This window comes from Bacillus sp. CECT 9360 (assembly GCF_918741275.1).
GTDB lineage: Bacteria > Bacillota > Bacilli > Bacillales > DSM-1321 > Peribacillus.
Genome location: NZ_CAKKNA010000005.1, coordinates 168,702 through 190,269 on the forward strand (window position 1 = coordinate 168,702; position 21,568 = coordinate 190,269).

Annotated in this window: 15 protein-coding genes; 8 read left to right on the forward strand and 7 right to left on the reverse strand. The window is 42.0% G+C overall.

Translation table 11 applies throughout. From position 1 onward, the window contains the following. Positions 1–124: 124 nt before the first annotated feature. Complete coding sequence (locus LQ216_RS07795; protein ID WP_230128590.1) at positions 125–1,489, reverse strand: hypothetical protein; 1,365 nt, start codon at positions 1,487–1,489, stop codon at positions 125–127. A 380-nt stretch (positions 1,490–1,869) separates the two neighbouring features. Here LQ216_RS07795 and LQ216_RS07800 point away from each other — a divergent pair, with 380 nt between their 5' ends. The 3 genes from LQ216_RS07800 to katA all read left to right on the forward strand — a co-directional run bounded on the left by LQ216_RS07800 (position 1,870) and on the right by katA (position 4,356). After that, complete coding sequence (locus tag LQ216_RS07800; protein WP_117307609.1) at positions 1,870–2,106, forward strand: alpha/beta-type small acid-soluble spore protein; 237 nt, start codon at positions 1,870–1,872, stop codon at positions 2,104–2,106. 172 nt (positions 2,107–2,278) lie between these two features. Next, positions 2,279–2,533: a hypothetical protein gene (locus tag LQ216_RS07805; RefSeq protein ID WP_230128592.1), complete on the forward strand. Its 255-nt coding sequence runs from the start codon at positions 2,279–2,281 to the stop codon at positions 2,531–2,533. Positions 2,534–2,898: 365 nt separating this feature from the next. Next, positions 2,899–4,356 carry a catalase KatA gene (gene katA, locus LQ216_RS07810; protein WP_230128594.1) on the forward strand — a complete coding sequence of 486 codons (1,458 nt, stop codon included), beginning with the start codon at positions 2,899–2,901 and terminating at the stop codon, positions 4,354–4,356. Positions 4,357–4,436: 80 nt separating this feature from the next. On the opposite strand, the gene sigH is transcribed toward katA, so the two are convergent. Continuing rightward, entirely contained in the window at positions 4,437–5,063 is a 627-nt protein-coding gene (gene sigH, locus LQ216_RS07815; protein ID WP_230128818.1) for an RNA polymerase sporulation sigma factor SigH, read from the reverse strand. Positions 5,064–5,475: 412 nt separating this feature from the next. Here sigH and LQ216_RS07820 point away from each other — a divergent pair, with 412 nt between their 5' ends. After that, positions 5,476–6,720 carry a lipase gene (locus LQ216_RS07820; RefSeq protein ID WP_230128596.1) on the forward strand — a complete coding sequence of 415 codons (1,245 nt, stop codon included), beginning with the start codon at positions 5,476–5,478 and terminating at the stop codon, positions 6,718–6,720. Positions 6,721–6,821: 101 nt separating this feature from the next. Next, positions 6,822–7,166, forward strand: a complete 345-nt coding sequence (locus tag LQ216_RS07825; RefSeq protein WP_117307605.1) for a hypothetical protein — start codon at positions 6,822–6,824, stop codon at positions 7,164–7,166. 49 nt (positions 7,167–7,215) lie between these two features. On the opposite strand, the gene LQ216_RS07830 is transcribed toward LQ216_RS07825, so the two are convergent. Further along, the gene (locus LQ216_RS07830; RefSeq protein ID WP_230128598.1) at positions 7,216–8,028 is read right to left on the reverse strand and encodes a uroporphyrinogen-III synthase; all 813 of its coding nucleotides are present in this window, start codon (positions 8,026–8,028) and stop codon (positions 7,216–7,218) included. Positions 8,029–8,282: 254 nt separating this feature from the next. On the opposite strand from LQ216_RS07830, the gene LQ216_RS07835 reads away from it, so the two are divergent. Then, positions 8,283–9,197 (forward strand): FkbM family methyltransferase, encoded by a 915-nt coding sequence (locus LQ216_RS07835; protein ID WP_230128600.1) that lies wholly within the window; start codon positions 8,283–8,285, stop codon positions 9,195–9,197. Positions 9,198–9,516: 319 nt separating this feature from the next. Here the strand turns inward: LQ216_RS07835 and LQ216_RS07840 are convergent, their stop codons facing one another. The 3 genes from LQ216_RS07840 to LQ216_RS07850 all read right to left on the reverse strand — a co-directional run bounded on the left by LQ216_RS07840 (position 9,517) and on the right by LQ216_RS07850 (position 16,844). Further along, entirely contained in the window at positions 9,517–14,022 is a 4,506-nt protein-coding gene (locus LQ216_RS07840) for a phosphodiester glycosidase family protein (RefSeq protein WP_230128819.1), read from the reverse strand. 237 nt (positions 14,023–14,259) lie between these two features. Continuing rightward, positions 14,260–15,111: an endonuclease/exonuclease/phosphatase family protein gene (locus LQ216_RS07845; protein ID WP_230128602.1), complete on the reverse strand. Its 852-nt coding sequence runs from the start codon at positions 15,109–15,111 to the stop codon at positions 14,260–14,262. Between the two features lie 173 nt (positions 15,112–15,284). Further along, on the reverse strand, positions 15,285–16,844 hold the full coding sequence (locus tag LQ216_RS07850) for a phosphodiester glycosidase family protein (RefSeq protein WP_230128604.1): 1,560 nt from the start codon (positions 16,842–16,844) through the stop codon (positions 15,285–15,287). Between the two features lie 326 nt (positions 16,845–17,170). On the opposite strand from LQ216_RS07850, the gene LQ216_RS07855 reads away from it, so the two are divergent. Next, a complete protein-coding gene (locus LQ216_RS07855) occupies positions 17,171–18,145 on the forward strand; it encodes a nuclease-related domain-containing protein (protein ID WP_230128606.1) in 975 nt (324 codons plus the stop codon). A 128-nt stretch (positions 18,146–18,273) separates the two neighbouring features. Continuing rightward, positions 18,274–19,722, forward strand: coding sequence for a 4-hydroxyphenylacetate 3-monooxygenase, oxygenase component (gene hpaB, locus LQ216_RS07860; protein WP_230128608.1), 1,449 nt, complete (start codon positions 18,274–18,276; stop codon positions 19,720–19,722). Positions 19,723–19,926: 204 nt separating this feature from the next. On the opposite strand, the gene LQ216_RS07865 is transcribed toward hpaB, so the two are convergent. Further along, positions 19,927–21,465, reverse strand: coding sequence for a glycoside hydrolase family 55 protein (locus LQ216_RS07865; protein ID WP_230128609.1), 1,539 nt, complete (start codon positions 21,463–21,465; stop codon positions 19,927–19,929). Positions 21,466–21,568: the final 103 nt, after the last annotated feature.

Sequence of the window (21,568 nt, forward strand, 5' to 3'; positions counted from 1 at the left end):
TCCACTTTTCCTTCAACTCCCACGATACTTTATTTTGCCCAATATTTTGAACGTCTTTATTTATTTACAATAACACCCCTCCTAACTGGAGGGGTGCCATCGTTCTATTCTTTTGGGCGTAGGGTTATTGCATATAACCCATGGAACCGCCCTGGTTCATCATGCTGCTTCCGTTTGCTCCAGCGGACATGCTTCCGCCGTTCATCATGCCTTGATTTTGAAGATCTCTCGCGATTTCCTGTCTCACCTGCTGTGCATTAGTTCCAGCAGCACCTGGTTGCATGATGTTCTGAGCGCCTCCAAAGCCTGATTGCATGCTAGATTGGCCTCCGCCAAATCCAGCTCCGGCAAATTGTTGGTACCCTCCCATGCTTCCACCATTCATCCCACTTTGGTTTTGCAGGTCTTGGGCGATTTCCTGTCTCACCTGTTGGGCATCAGTCCCTGCAGCCCCTGGTTGCATGATATTCTGAGCGCCTCCAAAGCCTGATTGCATGCTAGATTGACCTCCGCCAAATCCAGCTCCAGCAAATTGTTGGTACCCTCCCATGCTTCCGCTGTTCATCCCACTTTGGTTTTGCAGGTCTTGGGCGATTTCCTGTCTCACCTGTTGGGCATCAGTCCCTGCAGCCCCTGGTTGCATGATATTTTGCGCGCCTCCAAAGCCTGATTGCATACCAGATTGGCCTCCGCCAAATCCAGCTCCAGCAAATTGTTGGTATCCTCCCATGCTTCCACCGTTCATCCCACTTTGGTTTTGCAGGTCTTGGGCGATTTCCTGTCTCACCTGTTGGGCATCAGTCCCTGCAGCCCCTGGTTGCATGATATTTTGTGCGCCTCCAAAGCCTGATTGCATGCTAGATTTGCCCCCACCGAAGCCACCACCAGCAAATTGTTGGTATCCACCCATGCTTCCACCATTCATCCCACTTTGGTTTTGCAGGTCTTGGGCGATTTCCTGTCTCACTTGTTGGCCATCAGTGCCTGCGAATCCAGGTTGCATGATATTCTGAGCGCCACCAAAGCCTGATTGCATGCTAGATTGGCCTCCGCCAAATCCAGCTCCGGCAAATTGTTGGTACCCTCCCATGTTCCCACCATTCATCCCACTTTGATTTTGCAGGTCTCGGGCGATTTCCTGTCTCACCTGTTGACCATCAGTGCCAGCGAATCCTGGCTGCATGATATTTTGTGCACCAGTAAAGCCTGATTGCATAGTGGATTGACCACCTGCAAAGCCAGCTTGTGGCGACTGTTGGTATCCACTCATGCCCCTGCTGTTCATCATACTTTGGTTGTTCAAATCAGTAGAGATTTCTTGTCTTACTTTCTGTGCATCTGTTCCGGCAAATCCAGGCTGCATGATATTCTGAGCACCTGCAAAGCCACCAGCTTGCATTCCCAGTCCAGACATTTGTTGAGCACGTTGTTGTATCTGCTGAACTGACTGTTGCGCTTGTTGAGCTGCTTGATTAATTCTGTGTGGCATGTTGTCTCCTCCTTAGATTGATTAGTAACAACAACTATAGAATCTGTACTATTTTTTAATTTATACGTGATTTTTCATAATAAATTAATTTCGTTCTCCGTGTGTTAGCTTGTCATTTTTATTTATATATATTCACTTTTTCGTTAAAACAAATAATTAAAAACATAATGGTGGTTTTCTTTAAAAGAGGATTAATCTTCTTTTCAAACGCATTTTATAAAGCGAGCATTCATTATTATTTTTAAGGAGGAATTAAGTAAGTAGAAACTCCCTCTGTATTTTGCAATTATGAGTAAAAACCAATTTAAAACACTTCCATTATTTGCACTGAATTTGATTGTGCAATTTAGACATCATAATCATCAAGGAGGTGAAAACACATGTCAAGAAGTAACAGTGGTGGCGGCCGTAACCGTCTATTAGTACAAGGTGCAGAAATGGCTCTTGAACAGTTAAAATATGAAATCGCTTCTGAGTTTGGTGTACAACTAGGAGCAGAGCAAACTTCCCGTGCAAACGGATCAGTTGGTGGAGAAATCACAAAACGTCTTGTAGCAACAGCACAATCTCAATTGGCTGGACAAGTTGGTGCTCCAACTACTCCTTCAAGAGGCTAATAACAGAATATAGTGGATTCGAGGCTACCTACTGAGTAGGTAGCCTCGCTGAGTGTATGCATGTAAAAAGAAATATCTTTACATGCAATTTAATTTGTTCAATAGTTCATTACATATTTAGGTAAATAAATGGTAACAATATGAAGGTACCAATAAAAAAGGAGTGAAAAATATGCCCCAACGAATTTATGATGTAGCACAGCAGGCACAGCAATCATTACAGCAAATCCTGCAAATTTCTCAACAGTTGCAACAGCAGGAGCAACAAAACGCTCAAGCAGCACAACAAATGCAAAACGGACCTCAAGCAGGAATGCAATTACAAGCTTTTGCTCAAAGAGAGCTAACTGCTGCTGAGCAGCTGCAACAAATTCAGCAGCTCGCTCAACAATGTGCACAGCAATTACAGCAACAACAGACACTCTAGCAATAAACTGGCATTAGCCATCTTGATACGCCCATTTTTTCACAAGAATTGATACAGCCCCCTTGTTATGCTACAAGGGGGCTTATCTTTTCATCCTTTATGAAATTAGTCTTCTCAATTCGCACTCGTTTTTATCAATTATCCTCATAAATAATACTTTCTTTCCGATAACTCTATGCAGATTCGATACCAGGTTCCGGTAAATATATTAACGGACATTTAGCGATTTAATACATAAATCAGCTTGAATTACAAGTATTTTTCCTTATTTATAATTATTATAAAAAAGTATTGATTTTTCTTTAGTGAATGTTATCATATTGTTTATAGTCTTTCAAAAAAATCTATTAGGGGTGATTCTATTCATGAGTACTAATAAGAAAAATCTTACTACCAGCTGGGGTGCTCCAGTCGGAGATAACCAAAACTCCCAGACAGCCGGCGATCGCGGCCCTACTTTAATCCAAGATGTTCACCTTCTTGAAAAATTGGCGCATTTTAATAGAGAACGTGTACCTGAGCGTGTCGTTCATGCGAAAGGCGCTGGTGCACATGGTTATTTTGAAGTAACAAATGACCTCTCAAAACATACAAAGGCGAACTTCCTATCAAGTGTTGGAAAGCGTACGCCAATGTTTATTCGTTTCTCCACAGTAGCAGGTGAACTTGGTTCCGCTGATACAGTTCGTGACCCACGCGGATTCGCCGTGAAATTCTACACTGAAGAAGGAAACTATGACCTTGTTGGTAACAACACACCAGTATTCTTCATTCGCGATGCAATCAAATTCCCTGATTTCATCCATACACAAAAGAGAGATCCAAAAACACACTTGAAAAACCCAACAGCTGTATGGGATTTCTGGTCCCTGTCACCTGAATCACTTCATCAAGTAACCACCTTGATGTCTGACCGCGGTATTCCTGCTACATTCCGCCATATGCACGGATTCGGAAGCCATACATTCAAATGGGTGAATGAACAAGGTGAAGGCGTATGGGTAAAATATCACTTTAAAACTGAACAAGGCATCAAAAACCTTGATGTGAATCTTGCTGCTAAACTTGCAGGCGAAAATCCTGATTACCATACTGAAGAATTATTTAATGCCATTGAAAATGGTGATTTCCCGGCATGGAAGCTATGTGTCCAAATCATGCCATTAGAAGATGCTAATTCGTACCGTTTCGATCCGTTCGATGTTACAAAAGTTTGGTCACAAAAGGACTATCCGTTAATCGAATTAGGCCGTATGGTATTAGACAGAAATCCGGAGAATTACTTTGCTGAAGTAGAACAAGCAACATTCTCTCCTGGCGCATTCGTACCAGGTATCGAAGCTTCACCGGATAAAATGCTTCAAGGACGCTTATTCGCATATTCAGATGCTCATCGCTACCGGGTTGGGGCAAACCATAATACTTTGCCTGTTAACCGTCCAAAAGCAGAAGTGAATAATTATCAGCGTGACGGCCAAATGCGTGTCGATAACAACGGCGGCGGTTCTGTATATTACGAGCCAAACAGTTTTAGCGGACCAACAGAATCTCCAGAAAACAAACCAGCTCCACTTCCGATCACTGGCGTTGCCGACAGCGTGGCTTATGACCAGCATGACCACTACACTCAAGCCGGCGACCTATACCGTCTGTTGAGTGAAGAAGAACGTACACGTCTTGTTGAAAATATCGTAGGTGCTATGAAGCCTGTTGAAATCGAAGAAATCAAACTTCGTCAAGTTCAACACTTCTTCAAAGCTGACCGAGAATACGGCACACGCGTTGCCGAAGGACTTGGCTTAGCGGTACCACAAGAAGTTTAATCAATCAAATTCTCAATTTTATTCTCATTTTCTCAAAAACAGGTATCCGTTTTTATACGGATACCTGTTTTTATGTAAAATTATAGGGTGACCTCTCTCATATCTATATATCTTTCCATTTTTCTTTTCACCCTCTGGAGGGCATTATCGATCGATTTTACATGCTTGTTTAGTTCTTCGGATATTTCCAGATAAGATTGCCCGTCCATATACAATGAGAGTACTCTTCTTTCTAAATCACTCAACATTTCAGCCATTTTTTCTTCCATATTATCGGAATTTTCCTGATTTATAATTAATATAGCCGGATCCATCACGATTGACCCGGGTATCACATCCAATAGCGTATGACCGGAGTCTTCTTCATAAATAGGCTTGTCCAGAGAAATATACGAATTGAGAGGAGTATGTTTTTGACGGGTAGCTGTCTTGATCGCGGTTATAATTTGTCTGGTGATACAAAGTTCAGCAAAAGCTTTAAAAGAGGTCAATTTGTCTTCCCTAAAATCCCGAATCGCTTTATACAAGCCAATCATACCCTCTTGAATGATGTCTTCCTTATCTCCACCGATTAAAAAATACTTACTCGCTTTGACCCGTACAACATTACGGTATTTTTTGATTAGAAAATCCAATGACTCGCTATCACCTTTGTGAACCAATTCTACCAACATTTCATCCTTCAATGTTGGATACTTCTCTACCATCTCTGCTACGAAGTTTACACTCACCCATATCCCCCCGCCGATTCTGAGTTTAGATGTTTTTTTGAATAAATTTCACCTCTTAATAGTACCGTAGATAAGCCTTTAAAGATATGAGCAAATATCGACTTTTATTTAAGACCCGTACCAACAAAACCGCTTATTTAGCGGGTTTTGTGTCGAAAATATATTGCAATATGCCGAGGTTTGTCGATTTTGATCTTAATTTTTGATATCGGTTTTATAAGATAATGCCCCAGTTCTGGAGAAAATGATTTAATTCAGTTCTTTTCATACCATTTCATCCTCTATTCCTACAACTGCTCAAACCATATCGTTTGTAAATACAAAATCCCGTATGTATAATATCTATTAATTTCAGAATATTTAAATAATGCAAAGAGGGAGATTAAAAATGAAAACGGTGTTAAATTTTTTTGTAAGCGTTTTAATAACTGTGATTCTTTTAATGCCTCAAGCGGCTCAAGTTAAAGCAGCGCCGGCTTCTTCTGGTAACGATTATCCCATCGTGTTGGTCCATGGTTTAACCGGTTGGGGCAGGGATGAGATGGCCGGGTTTAAATATTGGGGAGGTTTCAATGATATTGAAGCCAATTTGAACAGCAAGGGGCACAAAACGTATACAGCCGCTGTCGGGCCGGTATCCAGCAACTGGGACCGGGCTGTTGAATTATACTACTACATTAAAGGCGGCGCTGTTGACTACGGGGCAGCCCATGCAAAGGAACACGGGCATGACCGGTTTGGCAGGACGTATCCGGGCATCTACAGTCAATGGGACAGTACGAACAAAATTCATTTAGTCGGCCATAGTATGGGTGGACAGACTTCGAGAACCCTTGTTGAGCTGCTGAAGAATGGAAATCACAAAGAAAAGCAATATTTCAGCCAGCACCCTGAAGAGGGACTTTCCCCTTTATTCAAGGGCGGGAAAAGCTGGGCACACAGTGTGACGAGCATTGCTACTCCGCATAATGGTTCCACATTTGCTGATGAGGGAAATCTGCTGCCATTGGTTAAGCAGATGGTCTTGAATGCAGGTGCCTTGTCAGGTGCAAACAGTGAAACAATGGCTTATGATTTCAAGCTGGATCAGTGGGGATTAAAACGGAAACGCGATGAAAACTTCGTACAATATGCAGACCGGGTATATAAAAGTTCGATATGGACCAGTGAAGACATCAGCTTGAATGATTTAACAACCTTTGGTGCGGCAAAAGTCAATGAGTGGGTGAAAGCCCAGCCGAACGTATACTATTTCTCTTATACCGGCAATGCAACCTTCAAAGGTCCCTTAACCGGGTATTCCTATCCGATAGCTACCATGAATCCATTGTTTATTGGTTCAAGCGGTTATATGGGATCGTATACAAGGAGCAGCCCAGAGCCTGTGATTGACAAGTCATGGTGGCCAAACGATGGATTGGTCAATGTCGTTTCATCCAAGTACCCTTTCGGTCAGGCAGAGAAACCGTATGATGGAAATGTGAAACAAGGCGAATGGAATCACTTCCCTATTCAGTTTGGCTGGGACCATATGGACTATAACGGAATGAATGCGGGAGATGCCATTGGATTAACTGACATTTATCGCTTTTATAACGGAGTTGCAGAAAATCTGCATCAGCTGCCAAGATAATCAATTTCGCATTTTTTGCTGTCTCTGGGCATTTGCCGTGTCACATGGCATGCGCCTACATAGTTTATAAGGAGTTCAAATAGAAAAAGGAGAGTAACCCTATGAATCCTAATGATTTTCAATTTGTACCACCACAACAGTTTGATAATCAGTATTTGCCACAAGCGCCGGTTGATCCTTACAGACAACAGGTGCAGCCTCAGTCACTTGAGAGAAGAGTAAGCGCGCTGGAAAGGCAGAATCAGCAGCAAGTTAGAGAACTGACCCGGTTAAACCAGGAAATTGCCCGTATAACCAGAGAAATCAACCGCATTAACCAGGAGATCGGCCGCCTGAATCAGAACGATGAGCGCCATACACGCCGGCTGAACAGATTAAATCAAAGACTGCGTGTGGTAGAAGGCCGGTTGAACATTCCGTTTACTCAGGCTGAAGGTGAATTTTAACGATTGCATAAGAAGAAGCAGGAATCCTCATTGGATCCTGCTTCTTTTCTTACTCGCTTCCTTGATAATACTGGGCTAAAGTTACGATTGCACTACCCATCCGTTCATTTTCGGGAAAAATCACCCGCTCTATCCCCTCTTCCCGCAAAGCTTGAGCGGTCACCTTACCTACCGCAACCGCGACGACATCGTTAGAAAAGGCCTTTAAAATAGCTTGCTCAACCCCTTTTTCCCGGGCGTGTTTCATTAAAAAGCGGGCCTGAGGTGTACTCGTGAAGTTGACTGCATCAATGTCCCCGTTCAATAATTCATTAATCAGTTGTTCCATTATTTCAGGTTGAGGCGGAACATGTTGATAGGGAAGAATCTCTTTATATTCACAGCCCTGCTCATTCAGCCATTCGATGAGCTTTGGGGCAGGATCACCGTGTAATTGCAGCGCGACCCGGCAGCCCTTCAAGTCATGAGCGGCAAGTTCCCGCATCAGACCCGCCGTGCTTCCATCGTCATCGCGGACAATCGGTGTGATATCGAGCTTTTTCAAAACATTAACCGTTTTATAGCCTCTCGCCGCTATCTTTGCAGTCGCCAAGGCATCAATAAATTCCCGTTCCTTCCCCATTTTTTTCGCAATGCTACGGAGTGTATCCGTACCCACCCCGGTCGTAAAAATCATCCAATCATAGTTACCTATTAATAAGGAGTTTATATCCGTTTCGACATTGGAATCATCGAGAAACACGGTTCCTTGGGCGGGGCGTATAAGTGCTGTTCCACCCATATTTTCGACAAGCTTTTTTAATTCTTCATTTTTCCGCTGGCTTACTAAAGCGATTCGCTTTCCTTCTAACTTCTTCTTCAAAGTATCTCCCCCTTTCGAAATGCTGTTATACCTATTGTACCTTCTATTAAAGGGGAATACAGTGAAACTTTGCTTATATTTATTTGTATTATGTCTTGGATTTTATTTGTAAAAGTTTCGTTAATCTATACTCTGCAATAGAGGACTTTCATATTTTTTTTAGAAGTCATAATAGAGTAAAAACCAAGTTTAATATGAAAAAGCAGGAGGGACACAGCATGTTGCTAAAAGTGCCATTTCGGAAGCCTTTCTTTATGAAAATGTGGAATATTCACCCTAAGACTTGGAAATTGTTAATTGACATGGGGATTTTACTTAAATATAAAACATTAAATCTCACAAAAATTCCGAACAAAATTGTGTTACCTTCTTCCAACATTCTATATGTTAATCCAGACGAAAACCGTGGCAGAGCGCTGTTGATCAGCAATGGCATTACCCAAAAACGGCTAACACATTTTTGGCAAAATGCTGTAGAATTGTATAATCCCGATCTGATCATTGACGTAGGTGTGAACTACGGAGAGTGCATTTTTTCTGCAACCTATTCTCCACACGCAAAGCTATATGGGATCGAGGCAAATCGGCATTTGCTTAAATACATAAAGCAATCGAGAGATGTTCATCCTAATCGTTCGCAAATAAAGATTATAAATGCCTTTGCATCAGATAAAGATGATGAACAGACGCCGTTTTTTATAGATAAACATTGGTCAGGAACATCTTCCGCTTCCTACATACCTTCTCACAATATGATTGAAAAAGCAGAAGTGAAATCTCTGACCATTGATTCACTGTTAAAGGAAAAGCAGACCGCTGACTCCATCCTTTTTAAAATCGATGTTGAAGGGCATGAGGCTTTCGTTTTAAACGGGATGACGGACTTATTTGAAAATAGTGCTTCTGCGCTGGGCTTGATTGAATTTAACAGCGAATATATTGAAAAGTCAGGTATGCAAATAGATGAATTTTGGGCATTTTTAAAAACCTATTTCTTCGTCTATGTCTATAAAGAGAATAATACTGTAATAAAAATAGACAATCTCAATCATGATAACCTACAAAACATTTTTGGTTCAGCCTACATTCACACTGATCTTATATTAGTCACAGACGAAAAGATCATGGATTTGCTTGATTTCACAATAGAAAAAGCTCCTGTTCGCTAAATAGGCAAACCCCGATTTTATCCAATCGGGGTCTTTTTTATGGTGTATTGTCTTTTATAGTTAAAGCCTGTCATCTTTAGGTTTTACGGAATTCTGCTATAGTTTTACGGGAAAAGATCTGACTTTTACGGGATTATCTATAAGTTTTACGGGAAAAGCATCTACTTTACGGAATTATTTTTTCATCAAAAATATTTAGGTAAAAGGCAGGAATTCCGACCAAAAAATGCGCTCAATAAAAACAAGCTGGCACCTGTAATACAGATGCCAGCTTGCCTGAGTGAACCATCAGTTATGGAAATCCCCTACTGTGTGTGGTTCACTTTATTATAGTATGGTTATCTACAATTCTTCCATCCCGTGTTTTAACTATGATCTTAATTCCTTTATCATCAACCGATACATTTGAATAGACTTGTGTGTCTTCATCAAAGGAAACATCCATGTATGGTTGAGGTGTTGTCGCATAAAACTTTTTACCGGTCGATCCGGCAATTATATAGGTGGTTCCCGTTTCCGCTTTTTTTCCATTCTTAAGCGGGAAGGTCCTGACATAAGAATGATCATGTCCTGAGAGGGCGAGATCAATGTTAAGTTCATCAAAGACCTTTGGCCAAACTTCTTTTACAGTCTCACTGCCACCTGCAGGATTTGAATAGTAAGGAGAACGGTGATACACCACGATCTTCCACTTTTTATTGGTTTTAGCCATACCTCTTTTTAGCCATTCCGCTTGCTCGATTAATCCTTCTTTAGTAGTTTCGGTATTTAGCACGGCGAAATGTGCGTTGCCGTGATCAAACGAATAGACCGTGCCTTCAAATTGTTCAGGGCCATTTTTCGGCGTATTAAAGAGATGTTTAAAGGTTTCCACACCCGTTCCGATATTCTCATGATTTCCGACTGTGGGCACAATAGGCGTAGACGCAGCAAGCTTTGGATCTTTCATTGATTCAAAGAAAGCATTCCAATGCGAGTACAAGTTCCCGTCGTCTATCATGTCCCCGACATGGACCATAAATGATGCATCTTGATAATCTTGTTTGGCTTTGTTAAATACCTCAGTGAACACGCCAAAACCGTTTTCTGTTTGATTTGGCGGAGCCTGTGTATCTCCCATTAAGATAAAGTTGAACGGTTCATTGCTTTTTTTCGCAGTAGTAAATGCTGCCGCTTCACTCCATCCTGTCGCTGTACCATCGCCAACACGATACGTGTAAGCAGTAGCAGGCTTTAATCCAGTGAGAGAAGCAGAGTGCACTTGTACTTCACCTGCATCAAATGCATATTCATGGTTTTTCCCATTAATTCTCTTTATATTCTTGCCGCTAAATCCTGTCTTCTGGAAATCAACTGTCTCGCTAACTTCTACGATTGACTTCGTTGTGAGCGGAGAGCTAGTCCAGGTAACATTCATCGTTCCTTTATCTCCAGGAGTGATATTCAATCGTTCAGGCTTTTGTGAACCAAGATGATTCAGTACGTTTACCTTGGTTTCAAAACTGTAGCGGCTGCCTTTCTGTGCCTGGATGACAAGTTCACCAGGAAAAATAGTTAGCCTGTTTGTTTTTAATTCACCATCATCAGTTGTTCCCAAAACCCAAGGTGAAACGGTGACATCAGCTGATTTTATCCAGCCTTCATGCTTTCCGTATTTTACTTTTAACCATTCGCCTTGCTTGTCATTAATAACAGCACTGTCGCGTTTTTCCAAGGAGACGAGTGTCTCGCTGTTTTCATCAGGCTCGCTTGTGATTACTGTTTTCCTCGTCTTTACAACAGCAAGCTCATGTTGCGGGGAGACCACGCGGACAACCGCATCTTCCACAGCTCTGCCTTTTTCATCTTTAACAACGATTTTACTATCAAACCCGACGGAAGCCCGGTTGATAAAAACATTGTAATGAGCTTTTGCTTCAATTTTCATATCTGGCATAAAAATATTCGTTGGCTGCTCACTACCATGCAATGCCGCAGACCCGTCAATAAATTCAACCATTACAGGCTCAACCGCATCCGTTGGTAAGGTGAATTGCAGCTTGCCTAATTTTGTGATGGCCTCTGCTCTTTTATCTTTAGGTACATTTTGTAACTCAAGATAAACATGTCCATCTTCTGTTATCTCATTTCTGATAACATTGGCAGCTGGAATATTTTCGTTCAGCGATACTTTTTTATGCGGGCTTTTGACCTTTGTTGTATCAAAAGTAAAATGGAGCTTAAGATTCTTCATATTTTGCAGCTGGCTAGTCTGGAGATTGATTTCGAACGGGTTACCTACATAAGCCTCTTTTTCAAAGACTGGTTTGATTCCTGTTCCATCGCTGTCAACCTCAAACTGCCAAACACGTTCACTTTCATTTCCAAAATGATCTTGCACAACAATTTTTGCTTGATGGTAGCCGTCTAACAATGGCTTGCCTGGTACATGCGAAATTTCACCTGTTTTTTCATTGAATTCTGCCTGTACTTTCTCGCCATCGAGATACATTGATAAACGGGATGGATTAATCCCTGTTCCGCCTTCATTGTCCTGTGCTGTAGCACTGATCTTTAATTCGTTTGTGACGATTACCTCATTTTCAGCTGGATATTCCTTCGTAATCGTTGGGTTAACCAGATCATCGTTCGTTTCCCCATATACGGCACGGATATTATCCACATATATCGTGCCGGCGTTTTTATTATCGTTGCTTGTTTCCATAAGTCGTACAGCAAGATCAAGCTTTAATGGTGTTACTTTTCCTGCTGGCACGCTTGCCTCGACATACTTCCAGCCATTCCAATCCATTTTGCTTACAAAATCGATCGGGAATGCGTTATTGTTACCGTCCCTTAGCTGTGATCGCAGCCAATGTCCGTTTCCGTCTCCGTATACCCACATCCCGATTGTTTCAGGATAGTCTTCAAGCACAATATCCTCCTTAGGATGGGCATATGCACCTGATGTTCCAATCGTACCGGTAAAATCATACTTTAGCTCGAGAGCATGGTTCCCAAATCGCGCCGGCTCCGGATAGGTTGTCTGGCGCATCGATAACGACTGATAACGGGAACCGCTTGAAACCCAGTGGTCCAAACCGTTCTCAAACGTTTCAAGAATGACCGGCAATTTTCCAACCTGAATGTTCATCGTATCGGACTTATCACCATAGCTTACAGTGATTGAACCTGAAGCTGTTTTATTTGCGGTCTTAAATGTTCCATCGCTATCAATTGTTCCAATATCTCCGGTTATTTTCCATTCGAAATTAGACGGATTCGCGTGTACCGCCCTTCCATTTGAGATAGCCTTTATATCGAGCTTTACTTCATCTCCGCGTTTTAGAGTCAGGCTGTCCTGCGGCAATTGCAGATCTGACAATTCCTCTACAACAGTAATCTTGGATGAACCTTCCGCACCGTTATTATTCGCAATAATATTGCCCGTTGCCACTGTATTCCCTGCCGTAAACTTACCGGAAGGGTCGACCGAACCGATCGTTTGATCAGAAGTACTCCATTGTGGTGTTCCGGTCATTTCAACTGGGTTAAACGCAGCATCCATTCCCTTTGCTTTAAAATTGAAAGAACTATCCGCAAGCATCAATAAGCGATCTGGCTGAACAGCAAGCTGCTTCAGTTCACTCTGAGGTGCGGTAGAAACGACTAGAAACGAGTTCGCCACACTGCGCTCAAACCCATCGGAAGGTTGGTTAACGACAGATAGGCCGCATTCACCGTTTGTACGCGATACTAATGTCGAAGAACCTCCACCATCCAAATTCAGTGCATCGACCGCACCAAGCTCAAACATAAGGTCACGAAGTTCAAAAATCGTCACGCCTTCTGAATAGCCGGGTTGTCTCCCATCGATAACTAAAAAGAAAATGCTGCCGTCCGCTTTTATCCCGGCTGCCGTTCTTGGCGCCCGGGTCGTTGTAAATGAACTGTCCGTGAATTGAACTTTTTGACCATTTTTCACAAGTGTATAACGTCCTCCGAGCGCTTCTTTCACATCTTCCCAGCCTGCAGCGACCGAGGTTTTCAATTCAATTTGCTGGCCTTCTTGAAGACTCTTCAATAATTCAGAAGCAGTACCATGGCCGGAAAGCATGAGCTTCCCTTCAGGAATTATGGCACTCCCTTCACCGGTAATTACTTTTTCTACCTTTACAGAAACCGTTCCTGGTGTGCGAATATCACCCGTGACCTCTGTTAATATAACTTCCGTACCGAGAGCATTCGTTCCAGTCGACTTCTTATCTGGTGTAAAGACTACCAGCTGATTTGTCCCACGTGCTCCGTTTAAACTGCTAATTTTAGTTTCTTTACCCGCAGCCATCATGGAAAAAGCAGGGTTAGGGCTGCCTATCATTGCTTCCCCATTCTCTTTGATTCCAAAGGTTTCAGTGTTTGATGACTGGATAACTTTACCATCATGAATAACAGAACCTATCGGGATGCCATTTGACGTATTATAAAAGTCGGCATTCACCCCTCCCACAACAACATGACCGGGCTTTGATACAAAGGAAGCTTGTTTCCGAACGGTTTGCATGCCAAAGTCTTTCCCATTCGGAAGACCTGCTTCAATATGAATATCCGGATTCTTTGTATCCACGTTCATGACAAACGCTTCTTGTCTTCCAACTTTACTATCAATTGTCATGAATGACTCTTGAACACCGGGAGCAACGGGCCTTGTCCATTCTTCAATAACAGATCCCAATGAATAGGAAGCATTCGTTTCCGCTGACACCGTGTTTGGACCAACAGATGGCTGAAATAACAGAGATTGAGAAATTAGTAGAATCGACAATAAGTAGAATATAGCTTTTCTCATGGCATGCACGTGATCTTCCTCCTGGTAAAATAATAGTATTAACAACTATTTACATTACTAATAGAACATTGGCCTGACGTATCGATTTCGTTAAGAAAAAGTAAAAATGGAAAGAAGTACAATAAAAAAAAGCCTGTTAACATATTTCTCAACAGGCTACTAGAGTAATTAGATATTAGTATTTTTGGTACTTTACCAGGTTCCAATCACGATATATAAATCACAGAATTATTGATTCTAATTTGATGACTTTTCCTTATCCAATTCAATTTCAGCGGTTAACGGCAAATGATCGGAAGCTAGCGTTTTTATAACTTCAACATCATTTGCTTCAATATCGTCGGATGTAAAGATATAATCAATTCTCTTAGTTGGATTTTTTGCAGGATAAGTGTAAGCCTCGGGAGTTTCAGCAAAAACATCTTTATAATTGGTATTTATAAGCTGCATTTCTTTGCTTTCCGGTGTTGCGTTCAGATCTCCCATAATGATTTTCGGACCTTTTGCTTGGCCGGCGATATCATTGATTTCTCGAATCTGAATTTCACGTTCTGCAGAGGTTAAAGCAAGATGAGTGTTATAAAAGTGGAGATGATTCCCTTTTACATTAATAGTAGCTTCAAGCAGTCCCCGTTGTTCTGTATTTCCAATCTTCGTTAGCGGGTGGTTTTCAGAATGCAAAATGGGATATTTACTTAAAATCGCCGTTCCATACTGCCGGCGTGGCTCCCCTTCTTTTAAAGGCTCACGATCAAGGTTAGCTCCATATACATAAAACATTCCAAGGCGTTCTGCGAGCCATTTTGCCTGGTCTTGAAAGTCACTGCGTTCCGACCAGTGGTTGTCCACTTCCTGCAATCCAATGATTTTAGCATCGCTTTCTTCAATGATCCGGGCTATTCGGTCCAGATCTAAAACGCCGTCTACCCCTTCAGCATGGTGAATATTATACGACATGACCTCAACATCAACCGACTTCCCCCGCTTGAATTTTTGATCTTTCGCCAATGCATTGTTTTGCAAACCAGACAAAGAAACAATTAAAAACATTATGACCATCAAGCTCGATAGTACTTTCATCTTCTTCATAACCACTATCCCTCCTCATAGATTAGATTCTTCTATTAGAATGATAACGATTGAATTTATAGCTTTGATTGCATGAATGTAAAAACGGTATGTTAATTTCATAAAAAAAGGCCAACCATTGCCGGTTGACCTTAATCCGAACTTATTATTTTTGAGCCTTTCTTGTAAATTCTTTAAGGTAGAACGATGATCGCGTCCCCGATGGCACGTTCGCCAGCCGGATCGGATGGGCGATTTACGATGTCGGAACCTATTGTCATCGCTGTCGAACCACCTCCATCAAGGTTTACGGCGTCAACCGCTCCTAAAGCTTTCATGATGCGGGCACTTTCTTTGAAATTTGCCCCTACACTATAATGCGGCTGGCGTCCGTCCACTGTGACCAAAAGAATCTTGCCGTCCTCCGTGACTCCGGCTAATGTACGGGGATTACGGCGTTCACCAAATCGATAGTAGAATTCCGGGTTATCGCTCCAATGGAAACCTTCGCTCACAGCGGTGATATCCTCTTTACCATCACGCAGCAATCGCGGGCCACCATTGACAATTCCCGTTTTCTTGCTAGCTTTTAGCGGCTGTTTATCTGCAAGGATCTTTGTATTGACTTTCATTTTAGTACCTTTCTTGCCATGGGCCAATAACCAGTCAGCTGCATCACCGGTTCCTGCTAAAACGGAACCTTCAGACGGAATTGCGCCTCCCCTGCTGTTTCGGACTTCTGTAACTTCTCCAGCTGAATTCAGAACAACTTCCACTCCATCTCCAGGCTCGGTAGTAGAACCAAACACAGAAGTAAACTGAATAAGTTCTCCGGAATCCGTACAAGTAAAGTCATGCTTAGGAAAGTCAAAAGTATCACCGATTCCTCCACATCCCCTGATAAAGCCGGGCTTGCGATTCAATCCGTCCAATTCCCTTTTTGCACCGTCAGATCCTTTAACGGTAAGTTGTGTTTCTACAGATGCAATACTTGCCCTTTTTCCGGTTAGTAGCAGGCTCGTCCTCCCGTTAACGGCTTCACTGATCAACTTTCCACCGATCACGGACACGCCGGCAAGATCTCCTTCGGTACCATCACTCGGTCCCACTACAAAATATCCTCCATTTATAGCTGCTATTGCGCCAGTCCGGGCTGCAAGAGCTGTTAATTTTTCCTTTCCAGGTACGATTCCTGTACCTAACTCAGGGATAATCTGTCCTTTAAATTTTTCAGGGTCAATTTCAAGAATATTTACCACCCACGGGCCAGTAGTTTTCCCCCCGTCTTCTGCAGAAAATACCACACGGGACTTCTCATAGCCCTTTCTTTTAAGCTCGTCTCTTAATTTGTTAGCATCGCTCTCGGACTGAAATGATCCAACCCGGACAAGGTAGCCAAGCGGACCTTTTCCCCGATCGCCGGGAGGCCGTTCTGAAATTTTCTTCACTCGGGAATCGTACCCTTGGGCGTTTAGTTCATTCTTTACTTTTTCGGCTTCTTCGCGAGTTTTATAAAAGGCTACATCAACAATGAAAACATCGGTTTCTGAACTGTACCCACGGTCGATACTTATATGGGCAAGCCCCGGAGCAATTTCTTTCTTATTCCGGGTTTCTCCGAGGGTAGGCTCACCAAGTGGAAGGGCTTGTTCCTTCACCGGCGCTGCTTGTACAAGATCAGGGAGCGCAGAAAATGTCATTGTAGCCAAAAGACAGAAAGCTAACAGCCTTTGAAGAATCTTCATCGATTTCATATTTGCTTTTCCTCCTTATTGTTTACTTATATCCCGTTTGTTCTATTATCTGAATCTAATACGTTGATAATGCAGCATACGTTTTAAGTTTCTGTAAAAGTTAGAGCCTGTCGGTTTTTAGGTTTTACGGAATTATCTCCACTTTTACGGAATTCTCCAATAGTTTTACGGGAAAAGCTTCTACTTTTACGGAATTATCGATAAGTCTACGGAATAAGCATCTACTTTTACGGAATTATATTTTCATCAAAAACATTTCGGTAAAAGGCAGGAAATTCACTTCCTAAGAAGAATTCCTTTAAAAAACTATAAGGGGTGAACGATTCTTGATTGCCAAGGAACGAAAAGTACCGATAAGAATCCAACTAAATGAAACATTATTAAGACGCCTGCCAAAAAATCATCCTAAACGATCCGAAATTGAATCAGATCTGACTAGAAGACAGGCTGGCTATAAAGGCGAACAAACCGTCGACCATTATTTAAAATCTCTCTCCGAAAAAGACTATCTTGTTTTCCAAGATCTTCGCTTACCAAATGGACATTACCACTTTCAAATCGATACGCTGATTCTTTCCTCTAAATTTGCTCTCCTTATTGAAGTGAAAAATATCTCCGGAACCTTATTTTTCGATCGCTCCTTTAACCAGCTCATTCGGACTGCCAATGACAAGGAAGAAGGTTTTCCAGATCCCCTTTCGCAGGTGGACAATCAACAGTTTCAATTCAATATCCTGCTAGAAACTCTGGAGATCTCAGATTTACCATTAGGATCTCTCATAGTGATCAGTAAGCCTGCCACTATCCTGAAAACCAGACATGAGAACTCGAATATTTTCCAGAGAATTAGCCATGTTGGAAATCTAACATCTAAAATTCGAGAGTTCACAAACAAATATACAAAAGAAATGATAACCTCTAAAGAACTGGGATATTTACACGACCATCTATTACGAAATCATACTGATCCAGCCTATAACATTCTTAAAATCTACGGTATTTCTAAACAGGATATACTGTCAGGCTTGCAGTGCCCAGAATGTTCTACATTTCAAATGGCGCGCAGACATGGTGTATGGGAGTGCCTCAAATGCCGTACCCATACTAAAGAGGCCCACCTCCTTGCAATTTCAGACTATTTTGCTTTAATTGATTCCACGATTACAAATCTGCAATTTCGGGAATTTCTTCATTTATCATCTCCGGACACTGGCACCTATTTGCTAAAATCCACGAACCTTCCCTTTTTAGGAACTACGAAAGGCAGGATATACCACCGACCTCTTAATTCTCCGTTATAAGTTATTAAGCCGTCTTCCCAAACGATCGAAGCATAAAGAAAAGTTGTAAATCGTATAGATTAGAATGGAGATTTATTGGAGCCTTCGCTGCTCCATCCCTTTAAAATTCGAGACCAAGGAGTGAAAGAATGCCAGCAATCAACGGGGAGCAATATGTTGAGAGAGTTAAGAAACTAAACGCCAACATATGGATCGGCGGAAAAAAGATAACCGGAGATATTACCGAGCATTATGCCTTTAAAGGAATCATAAAAAGTAAATCCAAGCTTTATGATTTACAGTTTGATCAAGCAAAAAAGGATATCATGACCTATTTGTCACCATTAACGGGCGAGCGTGTGGGGATGACGTATTTACCTCCGACATCAAGAGAAGATCTTGAAAAACGCCGGTTGACAACGACTGAATGGGCACGATTGTCAGGGGGAATGATGGGCAGATCCCCTGATTATATGAATACAGCGGTAATGGCCCTTGGTGCCGCTTCTGACGTGTTTGATGGAAAAGAGAAATTCGGAATGAATATAAAACGCATTTATGAACAAGCAAGAGAAAATGATCTGACTTTTTCCCATACTTTTGTGACTCCCCAGAATAATCGCTCTTTAGCCTTTTTTGAAGGAGAAGGAGAGCCGATTTCCGCACGCATAGTCAAAGCCGATAGCGATGGCTTGTATATTAAAGGAGCTAGACTATTAGCTACACAAGGAGGGATTACCGATGAGATCATGGTACTGCCTGCAGGTGGGAAATATATTGAAGATAACTATCTGTATGCATTCTCCATTCCTAGCAATACTGCAAATATAAAGTTTATTTGCCGCGAATCCTTTGCCTATAATGATTCCCCATTTGATCACCCTCTAGGTTCGAGGTTCGAGGAGATGGATACAATCGTCGTTTTTGATCATACGTTAATCCCATGGGAAAGAGTATTTCTATACAAAGATTACAACATAGCCATGAATATGCTATCAAACACAAATTTCCTTACCTTTTTACTTCATCAAGCCGTTACAAGGCAAGTGGTTAAATCGGAGCTGCTCCTGGGTACAGCCCAATTGATGGCAGAGATGATTGATATAAGTGAATACCAGCATGTAAAAGAGAAAATTAGTGAAATTATATGCGGCATTGAAATGATGAAAGGGCTACTGTATTCCTCAGAAATAGAGGCAAAACCGGATAAAAGAGGGTTGATGGTTCCCGCTCTAAATCCGTTAAATGTGGCCATCAATACATATCCAAAGCTTTATCCGCGGTTTACGGAAATCATTCAGTTGCTCGGGGCAAGTGGATTGATTTGCATTCCCACTGAAAAAGACTTTGATTCTTCTGATTTAAGGCCCGATCTAGATCTCTACTTACAGGGGGCCAATGCCAATGCGAAGGACCGAGTACAATTATTCAGGCTGGCCTGGGATATGAGCTTAAGCGCCTACGGAGGCCGGCAGACTCTTTATGAAAGGTTCTTTTTTGGGGATCCTGTTAAATTATCGTCGGGGTTGTATTTCCAATATAATAAGGAACATGCCATTAATCTCGTTAACAATCTTCTTAAAGAAGAAAAGGATTAATAATATTCCCTGCCAAACAAATAAACCTTGGAGAGCATAGCAAGGTTTATTTGTTCTCTATATTTATCACACTTTCATTTGATCCAAAGGGAAAGATGGGATGATTGTTTCTTTTTAGTTGGACGCTAAGAGAAGGAGCAGGGACCTTAATTGGTTCCTGCTCCTCTTGATTTATCAGCGATCCATTTGAATTCTACTCTGTACTTATGCAGTAACATTGTTAATTTTGATATCTTTTATTCCGGCACCAACCTCAACAGTCTGAAGTGCTGAATTTCGAATCTTTATATTTCGGATTCGAATGTGGTCAGCACAATTATCGCCACCAAAAATCTTAATATTACAATCTGCCTTCTTAAAATCTCTTATGGAAACATTTTGGAGAGCTACATTTCTCGCACGATATTGAATCGCGATGACAGGATTCCCTTTATAATCATACTCAGGATCACCGATCAAAGTGAAGTTGTTTACTACCACATTTTTATAAGCCGAAACGACCATGCCGCGCGGGGTTGAATCGGCATAAAGCTCGGTGTGGATAGGAGCGATAGCGACAATGTTCGTAGCCCTTATATTATGAGCTGTTAGGGACTCTGGATCCCCACTTTTATGATGGCCGATATGGCGAAAATTATAGGAACGGTTGTCATTCACGGAAAGATGGCCGATGATTTGGACGTTGTTTGCCGCGGATGAATTATGGTGAGCTTTGACTTCCACTCCGCCAAAGCATCTTGTAGTGGAGTTATTCACAAGCCAGACATTCCGGGAGCCATCATCCACTTCAATTCCATTGGAGTTCGAAAAACCTTTCTCATGGGCTCTGCCGCTCGGATCGCACATATGCGAGTTTGAAATTAATATATTGTCACTATGATGAGTGGTAATCCCATCGTCCCCGAAGCCAAAGCCGTTCAGGTTATCAAGCCAGATATATTCGCTCCCACCCCGGGCACGATACCCGTCTCCCGAGTAATCGTAAAGAGTGGAGGAAACGTCAAAGCAATGCAGGCCAGGATTGATCGCTTCCACATCCATTACCCAGCCATATTTAACATTTGCATATGTTAAACAGCTGGAGTGGTTTCCCCAGGTCGCCGTCTTTGGCACCTCACCCAGTCTTTCGACATTCCAATCAAGGCTCATTCCTTCAACATGTATATTTCGGTTTCCCCGACGGTGATTTCGATTTGTAATGAGCCTTTTTCCTTTTGGTGCCTCATCATGCAGTTTTATCGTTGTAAAGCCCTTCCCCGCTCCAACGAGACTGGTCCATGACGGCAGCTTGATTCCTTTCGTTATATAAACACCTTCAGGGACATTCACTTTTACATAGCCATTACCGATCGCCTTATTAAAAGCTTCGGTATCGTCGGTCACTCCATCTCCTGCAGCCCCAAAGTCTTTCACGTTTACTTCTCTATCAATCTTACTTTGTAATCTGTGATATTCTACATCTAAATGCGACTTCCAGTCCGGGTAGACATTCCCCGCGAGATCGACTAAAGTTTTGGACGAATTGGTCTCAGCTTTTGCCCTTTTCGCAAGAAAAAGGCGGGACAGGTTTTTAAAAGAAAAACGCGGTTTGTTTTGTTCGAAATTCTGGTTATTTTGAATGAAATTCTGAAAAAGGGTATCTGTTTCTTTGATTGCTTGTTTGATATCGCTGCTGTTTTCTGCTATTTGGGCCAAAAGTTTGGCGTTTTCTTTAGGATTGTGTTTTTTATCAAGATATAGCATGAAAAACGCCTCCATTCCAGAGCAAAATTCACTGTTCGTAATATAATATTCCCCGTCTGGGTAGATGTAACCTTGTTTGTTCGGGCGGGAAAGCGATATTGAT

What these genes read in the sequence shown, in the direction of transcription:
- LQ216_RS07850 (WP_230128604.1), bottom strand. Translation starts at nt 16,844, where the DNA reads ATGAAATCGATGAAGATTCTTCAAAGGCTGTTAGCTTTCTGTCTTTTG.
- katA (WP_230128594.1), top strand. Translation starts at nt 2,899, where the DNA reads ATGAGTACTAATAAGAAAAATCTTACTACCAGCTGGGGTGCTCCAGTC.
- hpaB (WP_230128608.1), top strand. Translation starts at nt 18,274, where the DNA reads ATGCCAGCAATCAACGGGGAGCAATATGTTGAGAGAGTTAAGAAACTA.
- LQ216_RS07795 (WP_230128590.1), bottom strand. Translation starts at nt 1,489, where the DNA reads ATGCCACACAGAATTAATCAAGCAGCTCAACAAGCGCAACAGTCAGTT.
- LQ216_RS07835 (WP_230128600.1), top strand. Translation starts at nt 8,283, where the DNA reads ATGAAAATGTGGAATATTCACCCTAAGACTTGGAAATTGTTAATTGAC.
- LQ216_RS07820 (WP_230128596.1), top strand. Translation starts at nt 5,476, where the DNA reads ATGAAAACGGTGTTAAATTTTTTTGTAAGCGTTTTAATAACTGTGATT.
- LQ216_RS07825 (WP_117307605.1), top strand. Translation starts at nt 6,822, where the DNA reads ATGAATCCTAATGATTTTCAATTTGTACCACCACAACAGTTTGATAAT.
- LQ216_RS07805 (WP_230128592.1), top strand. Translation starts at nt 2,279, where the DNA reads ATGCCCCAACGAATTTATGATGTAGCACAGCAGGCACAGCAATCATTA.
- LQ216_RS07800 (WP_117307609.1), top strand. Translation starts at nt 1,870, where the DNA reads ATGTCAAGAAGTAACAGTGGTGGCGGCCGTAACCGTCTATTAGTACAA.
- LQ216_RS07840 (WP_230128819.1), bottom strand. Translation starts at nt 14,022, where the DNA reads ATGAGAAAAGCTATATTCTACTTATTGTCGATTCTACTAATTTCTCAA.
- LQ216_RS07845 (WP_230128602.1), bottom strand. Translation starts at nt 15,111, where the DNA reads ATGAAGAAGATGAAAGTACTATCGAGCTTGATGGTCATAATGTTTTTA.
- LQ216_RS07865 (WP_230128609.1), bottom strand. Translation starts at nt 21,465, where the DNA reads ATGCTATATCTTGATAAAAAACACAATCCTAAAGAAAACGCCAAACTT.
- sigH (WP_230128818.1), bottom strand. Translation starts at nt 5,063, where the DNA reads ATGGTAGAGAAGTATCCAACATTGAAGGATGAAATGTTGGTAGAATTG.